Origin of the sequence: Mesorhizobium sp. M1338, assembly GCF_040318045.1 — a bacterium.
GTDB lineage: Bacteria > Pseudomonadota > Alphaproteobacteria > Rhizobiales > Rhizobiaceae > Mesorhizobium.
In genome coordinates this window covers 266,775-285,316 of record NZ_JAMYLL010000002.1, presented here as the reverse complement: position 1 = coordinate 285,316, position 18,542 = coordinate 266,775, and the positions used below count along the sequence as shown (strand labels likewise).

Below are 18,542 nucleotides of genomic sequence, written 5' to 3'. Positions count from 1 at the left end.
CGCCCATGCTATCCGCCGAGTCGGAAATACTTGGCAGTGGCTGAGAACTGAGATCCGTTGGTCTCGATTTCCTCGAGAATTTTGGGCAGCAGCACCGAGGCTGGCGTCGGCGTGGAGAACGCAGCCGCCTGAATATCCTGCGGCCCCGTGATCACCATTATGATCTGCGGCACGACCTTTCCCGCGGCCTTGTCGGCGGCGCCGAGACCAATCGGGATGCTGAAGGTAGCCTTGTCCGATTGTGCGACGATGCGGTCGTCTAGACTGAACGCCATGCCTTTGTGATCAATCAGCAGCACGCTGGAAATGAGGCCGCCACGCGTCACCAGCGTGCCGCTGATCGGCGTACCGTTCGGCACCGACGTCCGGTCGAGAACAAGCCGCGGCTTGTCGGCCGCGGTCTGCCCCAGAAAGCGCAGAAAATTGGTGACCTCGCATTGGCTCGGCTCAATGAGGCGGACGCTGATGTCCGGCTCGACATGGAATTTTGCCTGGAAATCGCCCAGCATCTGTTCGAACGGCTGGACCGCCGTTCCAAATCCTTCGATCGCGGCGGCGTTGTCGGTTGCCGACGTCATGGTCGCGTAGAAACAGTCGCCACCGCTGAAGTCGCGAACCCAGGAGACTCGTTGCGCGATGTCGTCGACGACCGGGGGGATCGCTGGTTTGGGCACATTCAATGCGACGACAGGGTTCGGCTGTTTGGTTTCCGGCGACATCGCCTTTTGGTTCTCTGCGTTCGCGGCATCCGTCTGGCTTGCAGTGGATTTGGGCGTCGGCGCGGTCATCTTGGGCACTGCCGGCTGGCTGATCCGTGGTTCGGGCTTTGGGCTCTCCACAACCGCTGGCTGGGCCGGCGGTGTCTTTTCGAACGGCTGCTGGGCGTCCGTTGCCGATGACTTCGGAGGTTCCTTAGTTTGCGCGGGGACAGTGGACTTCGCCAGCTCCGGCGTTTGCACAGCCTTGGCATCTGCCTGGCTTCCAGCCGGCGGCGGATTCGCCTCTGTTTGCGATTGCGCTTCCATTGCCGGCGGCTTCGCGGGTTCCTCGGTCTTCGAAGGGACTTCGGCGGGCTTGGCCGGTTGCGGCTTTTGAGCCGCCGCGGCGTCTGGCTGATCTTCAGCCGGCGGTACGCTGGCCTCCGGCTGCGCGGGCGGAACTGCCTTTGCAGGCTCAGGGGCGTTCGCGACTTTGTCCGTGGGAGCTGGCTTCGACGTTTCCGGTACAGGCTTTGTTGGTTCGGGCGCGGAAAGCGATGTCTTGCCGACAGTTGGCGTAGCAGGCGTCATGAAGCCGCTCAGATACAGGCCCGCGCTTGAGGCGACAGCCAGCGTCGCCAAGGCAGCGATCGCGATGGTTCGGGTCCTCGTGGATTTTCCGGGAACATCCGCCGTGACCGCGCGTGGAGGACCGGCGACCGGCGAGGGCCGCGGGTCGGACAAATGCGCGGGCCGGACATGCGGGACGAAGCGCTGCTCGCCCGGGCCTGTTGCCGTCGGCGCCTTGTGTCCCGCGACATTGGACGGCTGGGGCTGGCCCTGGGGATCAGGAGCAAGGGTTTGCCCGGCTGGCGGCAAAGCCGGCCGGTCCCGGGGTATCCTGGACGTCGGCGGCATCGTTCCTTCGTCTTCGCCACGTGTCATTCTGGCGATGTCCGCCATGCTGACTGGCCGGTCTCGCGGATCCGGTTGCAGCATGGATTCAACAATGCCACGAAAATCGTCGTCGATGTCGGAGAGATCAGGCACGACCCGGCGCTTTTCGATGATCTCGAACTGCGATCCGCTCATGTCGATCGGTTTGCCGCGCAGAGCGGCGGCCAGCACCAGCCCAAGGCTGTAGATGTCGGACTGTTCACTGACGTCGCCGCTGTACAGGCCGAGCTGTTCGGGCGAAACGTAGTTGTACTTTCCTGCGAACTTTCCGCCGATCAGCGTCTCCCCGCCTACGGTCGCTGATCGCGCAATGCCGAAATCGATGATCTTTGCGCGGTCGACCCGGCCCCCTGGCAGGATGATGTTGTCCGGCGAGAGATCGCGATGGATTGCTCCCGCCTGATGTACGGCGCTCAGGCCGGATGCGAGGCGATGGCAGAGCTTGCACACCTCTTCCGTCGGCATCGGCCCACGCCGCATGATGTCGAACAGCGACTCGCCGTCGACGAATTCCATGGCAAGGTAGGGACGGCCGATCCCCGGATCGATCGTGAAGACGTGGTATCGCACGACCGCATCATGCGACAGGTGGTTGAGGATCGAGGCCTCCTTGCGGAACAAGGACAGGATCGTCTGGTCACGGGCAAACTCGGGCAGAACGATCTTGATCGCGACGTGGTCTCCGGTCTGGATGTTGTGGCCACGGTAGACCTCGCCCATGCCGCCGAATGCGATCCGCTCGTCAAGTTCATAGATGCCGCTGAGCTGCGTGCCTACGGCGGTGTTGGCCACCTGCGGCGATATTCGCGTCTTGTCGTCGGCGCTCATTAGCCTTGGCCCTCCGCTCTGGACAGATCAGGGTGGAGCGATTGTCCGTTGCGCTCGTTGCCGATCTTCACCAGCACAATGGTGACATTGTCCGTTCCGCCCCGCGTCAGCACCGTTTCCAGCAGATTTTCGCACGCCGCCTGAGGTGTCGCCGATACTACAGCGGCCTCGATCTCCGCGTCGGTGACGTGCGCTGTCAGCCCGTCGGTGCTCAACACAAAAATATCCCCCGGCATCAGTTCGCCTTGCTGGAAATCGATGACGAATTCGTCGCTGACGCCGACCGCATGCGTGATGACATTGCGGCGTGGCCAGGTGAGCGCCTCGGCTGCGGTGATCATGCCTCGATCGAGGAGTTCCTGGACTTCGGTGTGGTCTTTCGAAATCTGCGAGATCGAGGCGTTGCGGATCAGATAAACGCGGCTATCGCCCGCCCACAGGCAGGCAAACCGTCCGTCCATCGCCAACAGGGCGGCTACGGTGGAACCGATGGTTATGCCGCGAGATTCCGATATGCCGCGGATCTCGGCATTGGCCCGGCTCAGCCTGTCCTCGAAACGCGCCCGCAAATCCGGCGCGGAGCTTGCGATGCCGATCGTCGCCAGATGGTCGACAATGCTGGCCGAGGCGACCTCTCCGGCCTCATGCCCGCCCATTCCGTCGGCCACCACCCAGAGGCCGGTTCGTGGCTCGAGCAGATAGCTGTCCTCATTGTGCTCGCGGACACAGCCTTTGTGGCTCACGCCGAAGCTTTCAACGGGAAGGGCGACATCGTTCAATTTGCCACCAAGCGCTTCTCAAGCGCCCTCTACGGCACACCGCCAGGCGCCCGCTCAAGCCACTTTGCCACAGGCTCGAACATTAGAGTACCGAAATTAAGGTCTAGCGCTCGAGGCACATGCAGGGTCTCACCGCTCTGAAAGGCTCGAAGCCCATCTCAAAACGCCTTCGGACAGCTGAATCCGGAAAGTGCGGGAAGGAAGAAGGGGTTGGGGCCGGAACCGGTCTGGATCGTATAGGTGACGTCGCGCCCGCCGATCACGAACCGCGCTTCAACATTATTGTCGTTGCCAGTGATGGTCGCCTTGTCCAGCAGCCGCTTCAGCGCCCACGGCCCTTCGAACTTGATGGTGGATTCGCGGCCTGGCATTTCCGGCGTCAGATTGAGGCTGGCGGACCCGGAGGCCGTGCCGCTCGGCCAGGCCACCGTGCTTGGCGCGTTGCCCGCCTGATTGCTCTGGACGGTCTGGCCGTCGACATCGAGCACCGCCGCATCGGCATCGCCATGCAGTGAGAACGGCGTGAAGGTCACGCTCACCGAGGGCACCGAACCGCCCTGGGGAAAAAAGGCTCCGCGGATTTCGGCCGCCAGCTGGAAGTTTTTCAGCGTCGATTTCGACAGGTCGCGCCCGAAGCGCGCATCCTGTTTCCAGTTCCAGTCCTGACCGGTCATGTCGATCAGCGATGCGAGATTTTGCGCGAAGAACCGGTCCATCAGCCCGCCAGGGGCGAACAATTTCGCGAAATCCGCCATCGCGATGTCCTCGCTACCATTGCCGGCGAAAGGATAACGGCCGTTGACCGCCGCCTCGCAGGGCTGTGTGACCGTCTGGTCGAGCATCTGGTTCAAATTCGCCACCGAGGTCTCAGCGACGTTGCCTTCAAACTCGTCCGCCGTCGCGTTGACCATCCGGCCGAGTTGTTTGGGCAAACGCGAGACATTGGCGCGAAGGGTGGCGATCTGAAGCTGCAGATTTGCGTTGACGCGTTCAGTCTGGGAGGGAACGTCGGTCGCCAGTTGCAGGCTCTGGTAGATATCGCGGAAATTCTGGGTCAATGCATCGATCGGGCGGTGCCCGGCAGGTCCGCCCACCAAGACCTGGAACGATCTGAACTGCGCTTCGATGTTGGCTCCCGGGTTCTGGTTTTGCGCTGCTGCGGATCCTGTGCTGGCACGGCTTTGCGATTTTCCGGTGGCGATTTGAATGCCGATGCGAGCCAGGCCTCTGGCCATGTTCGCGGCGTCCTGTGACTGGCTTTGAACCGCGCCGTCTTCAAGCCCGGTGCCTGAATCCTTGCTGGAAGCAGCGTCCCGCGTCAGGGCCGTTTCGTCGGCGATCGCGGTAAACAGCTGTTCGATCGGCGAGGTTGGCGAGGCGACGGCGGAAAGCGCGATATAGTGCGGCTTGTCCTTCAGCATCGCTTTGAACTTCAACCCGTCGAGAACACCGTTCCACGCCGTTGCGAACTCCTTCCCATAGCGATCGAGAAGTTCGGGGCCGAGCTTGGGCAACTCCTGATCGATGCCGCCTTGCTCGCCCCCACCACCGAGGACCCACTGGTCGTCGACGAGCGTCTGGGCAATGCGGGAGAGTTGCACGAGATAGAAATTATTGAAGCCGGCGTAGGTATAGATGCCGGGAACACGAAGGCCCGACAGATCGCCGCCATCGACTCGCTCGAACAGCAACTGCGCTTCCGGGCCGCTTTTCAGGGAAACAGAAAAATCATCCAACGCTGCCGCGTATACCGCTGATTTGACCAAAGCGGAGGCACGGTCGGCAAGGCTCATGCGCCCGAGCGACCGTTGAGCGGCTTCGACGAGCGGCCGGTTGAGTTCGAAAACCGGATCGTAGGCATCGTCCAACGCAAGCATGGCGCGCAGGTGCTTTTCGAGCTGCTCGCGTCCTTCGCGGTTGTTTTCACCTGGATACCGGTTCTGCTCCCAATCCTGCTTCATCCAGGAAACGACCAACGCGTCGTCGACCTTCGGCGCCTTGCCGCCAAGCATCAAATAGATTTTCAACGGCTCGTAGAGCGCGGCGGGATCAGCCATCTTGGCCTGGATAGTCCGCTCGGCCTGGATCAGCAGGCGTGATCGGAGCATTCGTTCCAGCGCTTGCCGGTAAGCCGTCTTGGATGCCGAAAGAAGTCTGTCCCGCTGGCTGAGGCCGAACGTCTCCTCGATCGGTGTCGGCAGGTCACCAGTTTCGAATCCAGCCGGCAGATTGCGCAACTGGTCGAGCGGGCCGATGGCGTTTTCGAGGTCGACATCGGTCACCTCGGTACTTTTGAGCAGCGCGTCCGCCGTCGTGCGATACTGGCTCGTGGCCTGCGTGGTGGAGGCGATCAACGACCTGTTGGCTGTGAAGCTCAGGGCCAGGGTGCCGAGGGCCGCCGCCGCGATCAACGCGATGGCGCAAAGCGCCCCGAATCTGGCGATCGCCGCACGTCTTACTGCCGATTTATCGTACGAAACCCATCCGGATTCGGCAAAAATGACGCCCGTCAGCAGATCATGCAAAAAGAAGCTTTTGCCGGTTCCGGAAAGGTGGGCGCGGGCATTGCCGCCGAAGCTGCGGCCGATCGCGCCCAACACCTGATCGATTGGCGTTCCCTCTTGCGTGCCTGAAGAAAAATAGAGTCCACGCAGGCTGACATTCACCTGGCTGCGGGTCGGATCGAACAGGCTGGCGATAAAATTCGAAACTCGGCCTTTCAGCGCACCAAATTGTGCCGGAAAGCCAAAGACGGATATGCGCGCGACCGGATCAGCCTCTTCCTGAAGACGGTCAGGCATCTCCTCTACCAGGCGTCTTGCCAGTGCCTCGAATTCGGCCGGCGCCTCGGCGGCCATGTTCTTGTTGCGATCCGTGGTCTGGAACGTCGCGCCCCATACCTTGCGCCGGCGGGGCTCGTCGAAGCCGCCGAAGTAATCCATGAACCCGGAAACCAGGTCGGCCTTGGTGAACAGCAGATACACCGGAAACTGGATTTTCAGCGTCTCGTGGATTTCCCGCAGGCGACTGCGTATCTCGACGACGTGAGCGTCAAGCTGCTGATCGTCGGAGCTGATGAGATCGGCAAGGCTGATGGCCAGGATAACGCCGTTTATCGGTTGCCGTGTGCGGTATCTCTTGAGCAGCGACAAGAAGGCGAGCCAGCTCTTCTTGTCGCTCTCGGCATTGGAATCCTGGGTCGTGTAGCGTCCCGCGGTATCGATCAGCACGGCCTGGTCGGTAAACCACCAGTCGCAGGCGCGTGTTCCGCCAACGCCAGCAACTGGCTGGGCATTACCCGAACCGGCCAGCGGAAAATTCAGACCCGAATTGACCAGTGCCGTAGTCTTGCCCGCGCCGGGCGGGCCGATGACGATGTACCAGGGGATCTCATAGAGGAAGTTGCGCTTGCCGCTCGACCGTTTGAGCGCAGCGATCGCTTCGTTCATGCGGGCTTCGAGCACCCGCGAGTCGTCATTGCGGTCGTCGTTGTGTGCGACCACGGTTTCGAGCTCTTTTTGCGCTTTTCTCGCTTTCCAGAAACGCAGGCCGTGGAAAAGCGCGAGCGCTGCCACGATCACACCAACGATAGTCGCACGCAGCCAGGCAGGTCCGAGAGGACGGGCATCGGCGAAGCGGATCAAGGGTCCGGCAAACCACACCGCCGCCGCGAGGCCGGCCAGCGCGATCATGCTGAAGATCCGCGGCAGCCAACGCGTCATGGCCGCTTCCAACTGGCCGTGTTCACAATGTTTCCTCCTTGGCGATCATCACATCGACACGGCGGTTCTTGGCGCGGCCTTCCGGCGTGGCATTGTCGGCGATTGGCTCGTCCTCGCCCTTGCCGTCGACCGTCAGTCGCGAAGGATCGCTGAACTTCGGCGCCATCATTGTTTCGACAGCCTTCGCCCTGGCGACGGAGAGGTCGAAGTTGGATTTGAACGGGCTCGATTTTCGCGGCTTCACATTATCCGTATGGCCGATGATCCTGATCGGTCCGGGCTCGGGTTCCAGGGCCGCGGCGATATCAGCAGCAATGGGCTGGAACTCTGGCTTCGCCTCGGCCTTGCCGGACTGGAACAGCAGGAGATTGTTGATTTCCACCACGATGAAGTCGCCCTTCGTGCCGATGGTCAGACCGCCGCCTTCGACCTCCTTGGCCAGTGCCGAACGGATGCGATCGATCTGCGTGGTTGTGGCGGCGGGTGGGATGACTTTCGCCGGCTCCGCCAATGGCGCCACGCTGGCGCGCTCGATGGAGATCGGTGTCGATGGGTTGAGCGCCAGTAGTTCACCGGCGGCGGCGTCGCCTTCATTGGTGATGAAGACGCGCAGTGCGAAGAATGCGGCAGTCAGCAGCGCCGACGCCGCTGCCCCCACGACCCACAGCGGCAGGCGGGTCGACGACTGCGTCATGGTCGTCGCCAAGCCCTGCCAGTGCGGCGAGATGTCTTTGCCGGCACGCGCCCTGAAGTAGCGAAGCGTCTCGTAGACGTCGCGTCGAACGCGCTCGAGATTGTTGTCTTCGCGCCTCATGCCCCGGTACTGGCCCTCGAACCCCAGCGACAGGCAGGCATGCATCAGTTCGAGCAGATCATGGTGCGCCTCCGGGTTGGCCAGTATCTTGTTCAGCGCTTCGAAAAAGCCGGTGCCGCTGGGTTCGACGTGAAAGAACCGCGACAGCATGCTGTGCTGCGCCCAAGCGTCTTTTTTTGGCCAAGGCAAGTTGCCGATCAGATCGTCCGCGGTTTCGCAGAGGACAAATTTTGCAATCCGCGCATCCTCTTCGGCGACACCTGATTTCTCCAGTGTCCTGTCGAATCTATCAATCGCCTCGGTGACATGTTCCGCCAACGGCTCCGCTTGTCTCTCGACGGGAATAAGCCTGAGTTGGCCGAACAGCATCAGCAACGGTGCGGCTGCCGCAAGAATCGGGTTCGCCGCGGAATATCTGACCCTGTCCGTGACATTGAGCAGGGTTTCCTGCCGCAGGGCTGAAGTCGCCGCCGCTGCCGAAGCGCCTCCTGCCGCAACGGAAGGAGCTCCTTGATAAATCACGGTCCCGGACGTCCAGCCCGGCGGTGTATGCCGGCCGACGCCGGGATCGAACACGGTCGAATCCTTGATCTGCGAGGCCTGCCCGCCATCCGCGACGGGCTCCTGAGGGATAGGCGCCGGTTTTCGCTCACGCCGTGGAGGGGCGCGAATGACGGTCTTGCCCGCCGGGCCGAAAGGATCGTCCTTCGAACTCATTGCAGATCGTCCGTCCACGCGCGGCGCCCGCGTCTGCGCAAAACGGGCGCAAAGCGGTTCGCGGACAGGTAAAGCAAATGCAAGCCCTGCGGGCCAGGGCAGTGTCCGGAGGAAGGTCGGCTACAACTTACTATCCCGCCGTAAGATGACATTTGCCGCAGACCCCCAGGTCGATCAGCCTTACCCGCTTAGCGAATTGTCGTATGCGATCGTAATCTCAGAACCCGTCGATTGGAACCTATGCCGAGCGCGTAAGAGATTTTCTTCGCCGGCTACGGCGCCACGGCTCCCTTGAAACGGTCTATTTTTGCTTGTCGGCTTTGGCATAGGCCTCGCTGAAATAGGCCAGGAATATGTCCAGCATGCCGTTCTCGTGTGCTTCCTCCATGGTGCGCCAGGTCGCGACAAAAGCGTCCCAGGCCTGGCTTTTCTTCGACGAGAACGACGTCGGTGGGAGCTTTTTGCCGATCGCTTCGGGAGACAGGTCGTCAAGCAATCGCGACAGCGCGGCTTGCATGGCGGCATAGGTCGCGAATTCGTGCGTCTTGAGATCGCGGAAAGCATCTTCGATACTGTGCCTGGCATCGAGGTAGCCGGCTCTGCGCCGTGCGAACATGATTTCGAGGATGTCGTCGGTTCCCGGGACGAACTTCAGGGGATTGTTGTCGGCAGCGCTGATCATCGTTCGCTGTGTGCTCTTGGCCAGCATTTTCGCGGCCGCGCGTGCTTTCAGCAGCAAGGTCAGTTCCTCGACCACCGTCCGTAGGACCGCGCCGATTTCGGCGGCAACTTCATGTGGGTCGCGCGATTGAAGCAATTCCGGCGAGATGCCGGCCGCGATCGCGATTTCCCGCAGCACTTCGTCTCTTGTCGAGGGGAGAGGCGATTGCGATGAGAACGCCGGAACCCGCTGCCCGGACCGTTGCTCCGCCGGAGTGAAGAACGGCTCGGCGGCGAATTCAAGCGGCCGGCCTGTCGCGGCCGGCATTTCTCGTTGTGTCGAACCGTGGCGGACTTGAGGATGACCGGTCGTGGCGCGCTCGTCGTCGATCGCTACGAAGATGACATAACGGCCGATCAGCACCCGGTCGCCATGGCTCAGCCGATGCGGGCCGGTCATGCGCTGGCTCGATCCGTTGATGTAGGTTCCGTTGCGCGAAACATCGTGCAGCCAGAACGCGCCTGCCTCGTATCGAACTTCGCAGTGCCGGCCCGAGATGAACTTGTCGGGGTCCGGCAAGGTCCAGTCACAAGCATCGCGTCCGATTTCGAAGCCGCGATCACGCGCCGCGTAGCCGGTCGGGTAATCAGCGGGCAAGGCGTCGATATTGTTGATTTGGAGACTGATGTACATCTAGGATCGCCGTCGCGCGCTGATCGATACTCCACCATTCTAGCAGTTTGCGGGCACAACAGGACAGCAGCGTTTCGAGCCGGCGCATCGACAGGGCAAGGTTCAGCCACTGTGCGACCGCTTTGGTCAGCAGGACAACATGTGGTAGGCTCGACATAGCCTGGTGCGGCGGGTCCAAAAAGTTCCTGAGCGGATGGCGGGAACTTCAAATCCACCGTACCGGCGGCCGCGTCCAGGAGGGGCACGACCCATGCCGAACGAACGTGCCACGGTTGTTCAGACACCGGTTGGCGCCGAGCTGTTGACCTTCACGCATCTTGTCGGGCGCGATGAGATCAGCCGTTGTTTGGCCTATACGGTCGGATTCGTCAGCCCCAGCCCCGATATCGATCCCCTGAAGATGCTGGGGGGTGTGATTTCGGTAGAAGGTGAATCCGATCCGAAACGGTGGTTCAGCGGCTTCGTCTCAGAGTTTCGCCTGACCCGCATCGAAGACCGGCTGGCCTACTACGAGGCGGTCATCAGGCCGTGGCTCTGGTTTCTCGGCAATACCACCGATTGCCGTATTTTCCAGAACAAGAGCGTCATCGACATCGTCAAGGACGTCTTCAAGAAATACAGCACGGCGGAATTCGATCTGCGTCTGCAGGGATCCTATCCCCAGCGCGAATACTGCGTGCAATACGACGAGACCGATCTGGATTTTGTACAGAGACTGCTGGAGCACGAAGGCATCCTGTATTTCTTCGAGCATGACGAGGGCAAACATACGCTTGTCCTGGCCGATGCGATGAGCAAGCTGAAGCCGGCGCCGGGCTACGAGAAAGTGCCCTATCACTTTGAGGGGCAGGGCTCCCGGCGCGATGTCGAATACATCACCGAATGGATACCGGGCAGTTCTGTGCGCCCAGGCGCCTATGCCCACACCGATTACGATTTCAAGAAGCCGGGCGCCGACCTGATGGCCAAGTCGGCGCAGCCGTTCAGTCACAAGCTGGCCGCCGGCGAGAATTATCGCCAGCCCGGCGCGCATCTCGAAGTGGGACGGGGCGACAGCCTGGCTGCGATCCGCCGCGAGGAAATCCAGGCCGTCCACCAGCGCATTGCCGCGGTCGGAACCGTGCGCGGCCTGTTTTCCGGCTGCACCTTCAAGCTGGATGGCTTTCCGCGCGAGGATCAGAACCAGGAGTATCTGGTGGTCAGCGCCGAATACAGGCTGTTCGATCCGGGATACAGAAGCCATACGGATGTCGACAGCGAGAACTTCAAGGTGATCCTCGGGGTGGCGCCGACCGCCTTGCCCTATCGTCCGCCGCGCATCACGCCACGGCCGATCATGCGCGGGCCGCAGACGGCAACGGTGGTCGGCCCGTCAGGCCAGGAAATATTCACCGACAAATACGCACGGGTGAAGGTGCAGTTCCACTGGGACCGTCTGGGCAAGAAGGACGAGAACAGTTCCTGTTTCGTGCGGGTCTCACAGACCTGGGCCGGCAGCGGCTGGGGCTTCATCCAGATACCGCGCATTGGCCAGGAGGTTATCGTCGACTTCATCGAAGGCGACCCGGACTTGCCGATCATCACCGGCCGGGTCTACAATGCCTCGCAGATGCCACCCTACGGCCTGCCGGGCAGCGCCACCCAGTCTGGCTGGAAGTCGAACTCCTCGCTCGGTGGTGGCGGCTACAACGAGCTGATGTTCGAAGACAAGGCCGGCTCCGAACTGGTCAACTTCCAGGCGCAGAAGGACCACAACCTTCTGATCAAGCACGACCGCACCAAGCTGGTGCAGCACGACCAGTCCGACCGCATCGACCACGATGCCAAGCATTCCGTCGGCCACAACCTCGACGAGGACGTCGGCAACAACAAGACGGTCAAGGTTGGCGTCGACCAGACCACGAATATCGGCAACAACGACACCGAGACGGTGGGGGTCGATCGTTCGCTGACGGTCGGATCGAACGAGACGATCAGTATCGGTTCGAACTCCACCGAAACGATTGGCGCCAATCACACACAGACTGTCGCGATCGTCCAGACAGTAAGCGTTGGCGCGGCCCGGGTCGACAGCGTCGGGGCATCCGAAACCCGAAGCGTGGGTGCGGTACAGACAAACACCATTGGCGCCTCGCGCTCCGTTACTGTAGGCGCCGCGCAGTCTCACAGCATCGGCGCGGCCGACAGCTGGACAATCGGTGCGGGTCAAACCGTCAACATCGCCGCCGATCAGAGCGTCACCACCGGCAGCAGCCAGACTTTCAGCGTCGGCGCCGGGCGCAGCGCCAGCATCGCGGACGACGATGCCACAAGTGTCGGCGGTGCTCATTCGCTCAGCGTCGCAAAGGATAGTGGGATCAGCATTAGCCAGGATAGCTCGATCAAAGTAGGCAAGAAGCTGGTGATAGACGCAGGCGACGAAATCCTGATCCAATGCGGCTCGGCCAAGATCATGATGAAGAAAGACGGCACAATCGGCATCGAGGGCAAGGATATTTCCGTTAAGGCGTCGGGCAAGATCAGCATCAAGGCTTCCAGCGACATCACGATGAAGGGCTCGAAGATCAGCGAGAATTGAGGTGTAGCGATGAGCGACGTTCGCGAACGCATTGACGGTGTGGTGATCGGCATCTTTCTCGGTTTCGACGATGCCGCGTCGCCGCTGGTGGTGTTTCCCGGCAATCCGGAAGAGACAGCCTTGCCGGCGCGCAGCTTGGCCGAACTGACGGCCGATATGATCGGCTCCGAGGTGGCTTTGCTGTTCCAGGAGGGCGACGCCATGAAGCCGCTGATCGTCGGCCGCATTGTCGAGCCGGCGCGCAAGACCGCCGCGCCGCAAATCGTGCGCGACGGCGAGCGCGTTCGCATCATCGGCGAAGAGCGCATCGAATTGCGCTGCGGCAAGGCGACGATCCTCATGGAAAAAGATGGCCGCATCACCATTCGCGGCACCTATGTCACCAGCCAGGCGAGCGCCGCCAATCGCATCCGCGGCGGCTCGATCGATCTCAATTGATGGCGGCGCAGAAACCAGAAGAGGCACCGGAGCAGCGGCAAATAGTACCGGATGTCGTCAGACAGCACGCCGAGCAGGCCGCGTTCTTCTGGGCGCAGCGCGACACGCTGATGGAGGATGATCCGCCGGATCTTCATGTGGTCGCCGGCATCGACTGGCGCTTGGAAGCCAACCTGGATGGTCTGCGTATCGCTGGACCGGCCGCTTGGCCGTTTGTAGTGGCGGCGTATGAGGACTTCCCAGAAAAGGGCGAATTGTTCCTCTATGGATGGATGGCGATCGAGCAGGGTGACAGCTCCCAAATTGCCGAGGCGGTAGAGATGGCCCGCACATCCGAAGACGACGCCTACGGCCTGATCGGCGCGCTGGCATGGCACAAGGCAAAGACGATCGCCCCGCTGGTGCGCGATTGGATCGGCTCCCCGGATGCCTTCAAGCGATTTCTCGGCGTGTCCGCCTGCCTGGAACATCGAGTCGATCCAAAGCAGATGCTCGGCCGCCTTGTTCGCGATCCCGACGTCCGCGTGCGCGCCACAAGCCTGCGCCTTGCCGGAACATTGAAGCGGGCAGACCTCGTGCAAGAGATGTCCGAAGCACTTGAGGCGGACCATGAACGGGTGCGGATATGGAGCGCCTGGTCGCTCAACGAGCTTGGCTCGGGCGATCTGGCGCAACCGGAACTGAAGAGACAGGTGCTGGCGAATGGACCAGATGCGCTTGCGGCACTCAGAGCACTGGTCAAGGCCGGGCCCGAAGCGGAGGTACGCGCCTTCATGGGCGGCTTGCTCAAATCACCCGAGACCGCGCCGCTCGCCGTGCGCGGAGCGGGCATGCTGGGCGACCGCACGATCCTGCACTGGCTGATGCATCAGATGCGCACGCCTGCACTTGCCGTGGCGGCGGGTGGTGCGCTCCTGGAAACCTTCCCGGAAGCGCGCAGTGTGGACGGGCTGTTCACGCTCGACCCGGCTGAGCTTGGCCCGGCCTTCGAGGAGCACTTTGGGGATTTTGGCGTGAAGGTGCCAGTGGCGGAGAAGGTGAAGGGGTGGGGTTCTATCCTGTCTTGAATATGCCGTCCGGCACCCAGGCCGAAGCCCTGCCAAAGCGATGCAGCCAGTCGTCCGTTGTGCCCGGGTTGTTGAAAAACCCCTCGCCGTCGAGCGGACCCGTATCGGCCTCGGATAGCACGAAGTCTGAAATGGCCTCCCCATAGGCGCGATAGCCGGAAGCGCCCTCCGCCTGCCTATTGACATTGAGCGGCACGGGCCTGTTGCCGATCACATGAACGTCCGCGAATCGTTGCCGGGTCGAACGAATCCCGGATTCCTGGAAACTGGCGCCACGAGACAAAGGCAGATCGTTGGTTGAGGTGAACGCGTGACCAATGAGATTTATCCAGCACGGCGACTTCAGCCGATGCTTCATGTGCCTCGGACACATGTCCAGCATGTCGATGTCGATGCCCAGATATCTGCGCGAGTGGGTATAAATCTTGGTAAAGGCGGCATAGGGCAACACCGGATTGAAACCAAAGACCGGCCCGCCGTGCCCGCTCAGCAATTCGATTTCTTCGGCGAACTGCCTCGCCAGGGCGACGAGCACATTGGGGTCGGATTCCAGTGGCACCAAGACCCGAGCATAGGAAAAAAGGCCTTCACCGGCATACTTCTCACGGACGATTGTCAGACTCCACGATCCAAGTGGGTTGTCGATCTCACGGCCGTCCCACAACCGGGCGACAAAGGCACGGTCTTCCCGGATCCGCTTTCGCACCGGCTCGAAGAATGGCATCGGCGTGCCGTCCGCCTGCGCCTCACGTCCGGAACGGGTAAGGGCCGGCTCAGAAAGCCGAGACCAGACAGGAAGCTCCGAGATCCTGAAGAACTTGAGCTGTTCCGGCGGACAGAAGGCGAGAAATATCCTGACGATCCGCTCGAAGTTCGGGACGGTCACACGCCACGGATACACCGTCACCTCGAACGCGATCCTGACTAGATTGTCCGCAATCTTGCGCTGAAGGTCGAGCAGGGTCTCCGACATCGCTAATCTTCCTCGCCCGGATCGACGCCCTCCTTTTCCTGCCGGATCAGGTAGTCGAGCGTGTCTATGCGATCACGCAGGAAATCCGCGAATGTGTCGAACACGTCTTCCCGATCGACGTTGTCGTACGACACGAACTTTCCGGCGTCGGGCCCCTTTGGGAAATAGAACAGCATGTCGTCGACGCCCGGCGCGATCAGGATCGGCAGCGCGCCGGACTTGATCGGATTCTCGTCACTGAACTGATCGAAAAGGCCCGAACGTCCGCGCAGTATCTTGACCGTCTCCGGATTATTGCGATTGCCTATGCCGAGCAGTGGCGCATCGCCCTCAAACCCGGGCCACCCATCATGCAGAAGCAGGAAGGCGCGATAGTCCTCGGGCAGGACATAGCCGATCTCCTTCTCGAAACGCCGAATGTCCTGCTCCGTAGCCGGCGGATTGGGCGGGTCGCTCAGGTTCTCGTCGAGGGCCAGAAGATCGTATTCCTTGCTTCGTTGTTGGAACTGTTCAATGAGTTCGGGCAGCGTCAGCATTTCTGATCTCCTTTACAGCAGGTTCCCTTGACCCCAGTGTGCTTGTTCGGTCCGCTGGTTTTTAACTGCCTCATGCAGGTACCCGACCATTCGTTGGCTCCCTGCGACATCCAAACCAAATTGCTAGTGCTGGTCGGAAGCCCGTTATGCTGGATCTCGATCATGTGATCAGGGCTGTAGCCCTTGAAGTCGTTTGCCTTCGCGTCTGCAAGCGTCTCCTCGGCACACTTCTTCGACATGGGATGGAAACCCATGTCTTCCGGCTTCCCCACGCCGCCGGCGCCCCGATCGTCACGTGCGTAGCGGTTGATCGATTTGCACGCATTGTTACCCGCTGTGCGGTTGGCCTTATATGCTTTTCCAGCCTTTTTGACTGTCCTGCTGCCCTTGCCTTTCACTGCGTCGTCGTAGTTCGCGATCTTTCCGCAGATTTCTTCCTTCTGGCACTTGCTGAGTTCCTCGCCATCATAGCTTGCGTTCGCGCAATCGAGGCATAAATTGCCGTCGTCGTCAGTCCAGGTCGATGGGTCCAGATTGCCGCCCAGATCGACCGTGTTCTTGTCGTTATGAAACTTCTTATCAGTGTGGCGGCAGGCGTTCTTGCCATCCATCTTCACGTCGAAGGAATAAGTGATCCAATCCGTCGCCTTCTTGAACACGTTGGACTTCACGCCACCAACCGTGCCCGGTTCGTCGCCGGTGCTCATTCCGTATTGCGAGCCCTTGATGGCGATCATCTTGCCGCCCTTGGCAAAGACGGTCGTCGTTCCATCCTTCAGCGTTCCCTGGTTCGCGAAGTTGGGGTAAGGTAACGGCACCGGGCCACCGGGGGTCGGCGTCTTACAGACATCGGGAATCGTCGCGATCGAAATGCCGATTGTACCCTTGTAGGTCAGGCCGAGGCTGTTGACGACGATATGACTGGGCATCAGGCGGCTCTCCTTGGTCCACCCAGCAGCACGGCGGCGCGGGAGCCTTTTTCGGAACTAGCCCAGATCAGCGACAGCGGCCCATTCTGGTAGTTGCGCGCTTCGGCCTCGGTTATCAAGCTCACGAACAGCGGACCGGACGCAGCGCCGACATCGCCCCAACAGTCGGCTGGCGTCTCGAAATCCGCTGCATCCTTGAAGCGCCCGGGGTTGCGGATAACCGCGAAACCATACTCGTTGCCGCGATAGCGTTCACCGTTCATGTCGCAGATGATGCGATCGACCGGATCGATCGGCCCATCTTGGAACAGAAAACGGAAGGCCGCGCCAAGGCCTTCGCCCAATACCACCGTCTCGGTCTTGATCCTGTTTTCCTCACTCGCAATCGAGGAGCCGACGATTTCGAGCAGCGGGTGAAGCCCAGAGGCACGCGCCGTGGCCAGCGTCGTCAGCAGGGTAAACCCCGCCGCCTCGCCTGGACAGAAGCCATAGATATTGCCCTCCGAATGAAGCTGCTCGTTTTCGTCAAGCCACTCCAATGTTTCGGGTTCGAGATATGTATCGACGCCACCAGCGAGGCAGAATTTAGCCCTGCCTTCGCGCAACGACTTGCAAGCGTGATAGATCGCGAGCAAGCCTCCGGCATGGCCGCCCGCGGTCGAGCCCCCACCTGTCAGAGCGACATGCTGCGCCAACCGCTTACGGAGCCGCGTATCGACTTGCGCGGCGAAACCATCCGGCTGACCAGGCCGGGACTCACCTGTCGACAGGATGAGCGTAACCTCGGCACGGCCCGATCCCAGAAGCGGCCCTAGCGCTTGAATGGCCGGCGATACTGCAATCTCAACAGCCCGGTCAGGTCCGCGCAGATCGACGTCTACGCCAGTATCGCGAGTTACTTTCATCCGCTCGCCGAACCGGTCGATCATATAGGGATGGTCCTGAATGGCGGAAATTCCGGCGCGGACTGCCGCAGCACTTGAGGTCGCGTCGAAACCCAGTGGTGTACGCGCCCCCACGCCCACGACGACAATCGTGTCTCCCTTGACCATCATTCGTCTTCGTCCGCTAGCCAGATCCCGGTCGCCGCGATTGTTGGCGAAATGCCGGTACGCTCACGCACCCTGAGGGTAGTCATCTTCAGGCGCTCCTCGTCGTAAGGCACTGCCAGGGTCGACATCCACGTGATCGAGAACTGCCTGAGGTCAGGTTTGATGCGCAGCGTATGGATAGTGGGTTCACCGTTTTCGCGATCCGGACGATTGTAGAACTGCGTTGTAATTTCGAAGGTGATCCGCGGCAGAAGGAACTGCCAAAAACCATTCTCGGTGAAGTTACCTAGCCGCACATCCTCATAGCCGATGAGCGGCGTCTTGGTTTGTTGGTCCTCTGGCGCACATTGGTAATACATGCGGCTGAAATCGCGGGGCAAAAGCGGATCGCGCGTTTTCTCCCAGTCATCACCATAAGTACCGGCATACTTCATACGCGGCTGCCAGTGTCGTGCCACTGGCCCAAAACCTGCCGGTTTGCCGCTTCTGTGGTCGCGATAGGGAGCGTCGGGATATTCGAAGTTGGGACCGGTCTTGCTGATCAGCCGCTGTGGATCGACAGCAAAGCCGGTACCGACCGGATTGCGCTGATCCCAGTTCGGCGTCGATGCTTCCATATCCGTGCCGCCGTAGGTCCGGCGCCAGCTGATAGGCATTTTCGTGAATGCTTCCGCCCGACTCATCCGCACCGACACCGCGCCCGGCATGAACACACGATCGCCCACGACATTGACGGTCTTGTCCACGTCGCCGACTTTCATGCGCGCGGCGCTCTCGATGCGCGGACGCCCGCCGGGCGCATAGACATGTCCGTCGACCAGAATGTCGGTATGTTTCTTTTCCAGGTTGAGGTCCGTCTCGTCGAGAAGCTCATTCGGGTCCGCGCCATATACGGGCGCCAGATTGACCGGTGTCTGGTCCTTCAAGAGCCGCTGCTTGCCGTCGGCATCGATCTCGAAAGACGCCTTGATCGCAATCAGCCAGATCTCGTGCCCGCGCTCGTCACGCGTCCAGCTTTCCTGGGCGGCGAATGGCGTCTCGTTGGACAATATCCACATTCGAAACCACGCATCCTTTACGCGATGATGAAACAGCGGGCC

General features: G+C 61.1%; 13 protein-coding genes. 3 read left to right on the top strand and 10 right to left on the bottom strand.

What is annotated here, in order from left to right:
* Nucleotides 1-8: 8 nt before the first annotated feature.
* The 5 genes from NKH19_RS03275 to tagH all read right to left on the bottom strand — a co-directional run bounded on the left by NKH19_RS03275 (nucleotide 9) and on the right by tagH (nucleotide 9,869).
* On the bottom strand, nucleotides 9-2,483 hold the full coding sequence (locus NKH19_RS03275) for a serine/threonine-protein kinase (RefSeq protein WP_352981787.1): 2,475 nt from the start codon (nucleotides 2,481-2,483) through the stop codon (nucleotides 9-11).
* Complete coding sequence (locus tag NKH19_RS03270) at nucleotides 2,483-3,262, bottom strand: PP2C family protein-serine/threonine phosphatase (RefSeq protein WP_352981786.1); 780 nt, start codon at nucleotides 3,260-3,262, stop codon at nucleotides 2,483-2,485. The genes NKH19_RS03275 and NKH19_RS03270 overlap by 1 nt, the downstream gene beginning before the upstream one ends.
* A gap of 158 nt (nucleotides 3,263-3,420) precedes the next feature.
* Nucleotides 3,421-6,984 carry a type VI secretion system membrane subunit TssM gene (gene tssM, locus NKH19_RS03265; RefSeq protein WP_352981785.1) on the bottom strand — a complete coding sequence of 1,188 codons (3,564 nt, stop codon included), beginning with the start codon at nucleotides 6,982-6,984 and terminating at the stop codon, nucleotides 3,421-3,423.
* 22 nt (nucleotides 6,985-7,006) lie between these two features.
* Nucleotides 7,007-8,515, bottom strand: a complete 1,509-nt coding sequence (gene tssL, locus NKH19_RS03260) for a type VI secretion system protein TssL, long form (RefSeq protein ID WP_352981784.1) — start codon at nucleotides 8,513-8,515, stop codon at nucleotides 7,007-7,009.
* Nucleotides 8,516-8,816: 301 nt separating this feature from the next.
* The gene (gene tagH / locus NKH19_RS03255; protein ID WP_352981783.1) at nucleotides 8,817-9,869 is read right to left on the bottom strand and encodes a type VI secretion system-associated FHA domain protein TagH; all 1,053 of its coding nucleotides are present in this window, start codon (nucleotides 9,867-9,869) and stop codon (nucleotides 8,817-8,819) included.
* 250 nt (nucleotides 9,870-10,119) lie between these two features.
* On the opposite strand from tagH, the gene NKH19_RS03250 reads away from it, so the two are divergent.
* The 3 genes from NKH19_RS03250 to NKH19_RS03240 are packed head-to-tail and all read left to right on the top strand — an operon-like array spanning nucleotide 10,120 to nucleotide 13,952.
* A complete protein-coding gene (locus NKH19_RS03250; RefSeq protein WP_352981782.1) occupies nucleotides 10,120-12,447 on the top strand; it encodes a type VI secretion system Vgr family protein in 2,328 nt (775 codons plus the stop codon).
* 9 nt (nucleotides 12,448-12,456) lie between these two features.
* Entirely contained in the window at nucleotides 12,457-12,885 is a 429-nt protein-coding gene (locus tag NKH19_RS03245; RefSeq protein WP_352875723.1) for a DUF6484 domain-containing protein, read from the top strand.
* Nucleotides 12,885-13,952, top strand: coding sequence for a HEAT repeat domain-containing protein (locus NKH19_RS03240; protein WP_352981781.1), 1,068 nt, complete (start codon nucleotides 12,885-12,887; stop codon nucleotides 13,950-13,952). The genes NKH19_RS03245 and NKH19_RS03240 overlap by 1 nt, the downstream gene beginning before the upstream one ends.
* Here the strand turns inward: NKH19_RS03240 and NKH19_RS03235 are convergent.
* From NKH19_RS03235 to NKH19_RS03215, 5 genes are read right to left on the bottom strand one after another with little or no spacing between them, the layout of a single operon-like run.
* On the bottom strand, nucleotides 13,939-14,925 hold the full coding sequence (locus NKH19_RS03235) for a type VI immunity family protein (RefSeq protein ID WP_352981780.1): 987 nt from the start codon (nucleotides 14,923-14,925) through the stop codon (nucleotides 13,939-13,941). The two genes, NKH19_RS03240 and NKH19_RS03235, sit on opposite strands and share 14 nt — an antisense overlap.
* Nucleotides 14,926-14,927: 2 nt before the next feature.
* Nucleotides 14,928-15,461: an SMI1/KNR4 family protein gene (locus NKH19_RS03230; protein ID WP_224660830.1), complete on the bottom strand. Its 534-nt coding sequence runs from the start codon at nucleotides 15,459-15,461 to the stop codon at nucleotides 14,928-14,930.
* Entirely contained in the window at nucleotides 15,455-16,390 is a 936-nt protein-coding gene (locus NKH19_RS03225; protein WP_352981779.1) for a DUF4150 domain-containing protein, read from the bottom strand. The genes NKH19_RS03230 and NKH19_RS03225 overlap by 7 nt, the downstream gene beginning before the upstream one ends.
* Nucleotides 16,390-17,445 (bottom strand): beta-ketoacyl synthase N-terminal-like domain-containing protein, encoded by a 1,056-nt coding sequence (locus NKH19_RS03220; protein WP_352981778.1) that lies wholly within the window; start codon nucleotides 17,443-17,445, stop codon nucleotides 16,390-16,392. Before NKH19_RS03220 ends, NKH19_RS03225 begins: the two co-directional genes overlap by 1 nt.
* A complete protein-coding gene (locus NKH19_RS03215; RefSeq protein WP_352981777.1) occupies nucleotides 17,442-18,500 on the bottom strand; it encodes a DUF2169 family type VI secretion system accessory protein in 1,059 nt (352 codons plus the stop codon). Before NKH19_RS03215 ends, NKH19_RS03220 begins: the two co-directional genes overlap by 4 nt.
* Nucleotides 18,501-18,542 lie beyond the last annotated feature (42 nt).

Coding starts and splice junctions, on each gene's coding strand:
- NKH19_RS03275 (WP_352981787.1), bottom strand. CDS start 2,483: ATGAGCGCCGACGACAAGACGCGAATATCGCCGCAGGTGGCCAACACC.
- tssM (WP_352981785.1), bottom strand. CDS start 6,984: ATGACGCGTTGGCTGCCGCGGATCTTCAGCATGATCGCGCTGGCCGGC.
- tssL (WP_352981784.1), bottom strand. CDS start 8,515: ATGAGTTCGAAGGACGATCCTTTCGGCCCGGCGGGCAAGACCGTCATT.
- tagH (WP_352981783.1), bottom strand. CDS start 9,869: ATGTACATCAGTCTCCAAATCAACAATATCGACGCCTTGCCCGCTGAT.
- NKH19_RS03250 (WP_352981782.1), top strand. CDS start 10,120: ATGCCGAACGAACGTGCCACGGTTGTTCAGACACCGGTTGGCGCCGAG.
- NKH19_RS03245 (WP_352875723.1), top strand. CDS start 12,457: ATGAGCGACGTTCGCGAACGCATTGACGGTGTGGTGATCGGCATCTTT.
- NKH19_RS03240 (WP_352981781.1), top strand. CDS start 12,885: ATGGCGGCGCAGAAACCAGAAGAGGCACCGGAGCAGCGGCAAATAGTA.
- NKH19_RS03235 (WP_352981780.1), bottom strand. CDS start 14,925: ATGTCGGAGACCCTGCTCGACCTTCAGCGCAAGATTGCGGACAATCTA.
- NKH19_RS03230 (WP_224660830.1), bottom strand. CDS start 15,461: ATGCTGACGCTGCCCGAACTCATTGAACAGTTCCAACAACGAAGCAAG.
- NKH19_RS03225 (WP_352981779.1), bottom strand. CDS start 16,390: ATGCCCAGTCATATCGTCGTCAACAGCCTCGGCCTGACCTACAAGGGT.
- NKH19_RS03220 (WP_352981778.1), bottom strand. CDS start 17,445: ATGATGGTCAAGGGAGACACGATTGTCGTCGTGGGCGTGGGGGCGCGT.
- NKH19_RS03215 (WP_352981777.1), bottom strand. CDS start 18,500: ATGTGGATATTGTCCAACGAGACGCCATTCGCCGCCCAGGAAAGCTGG.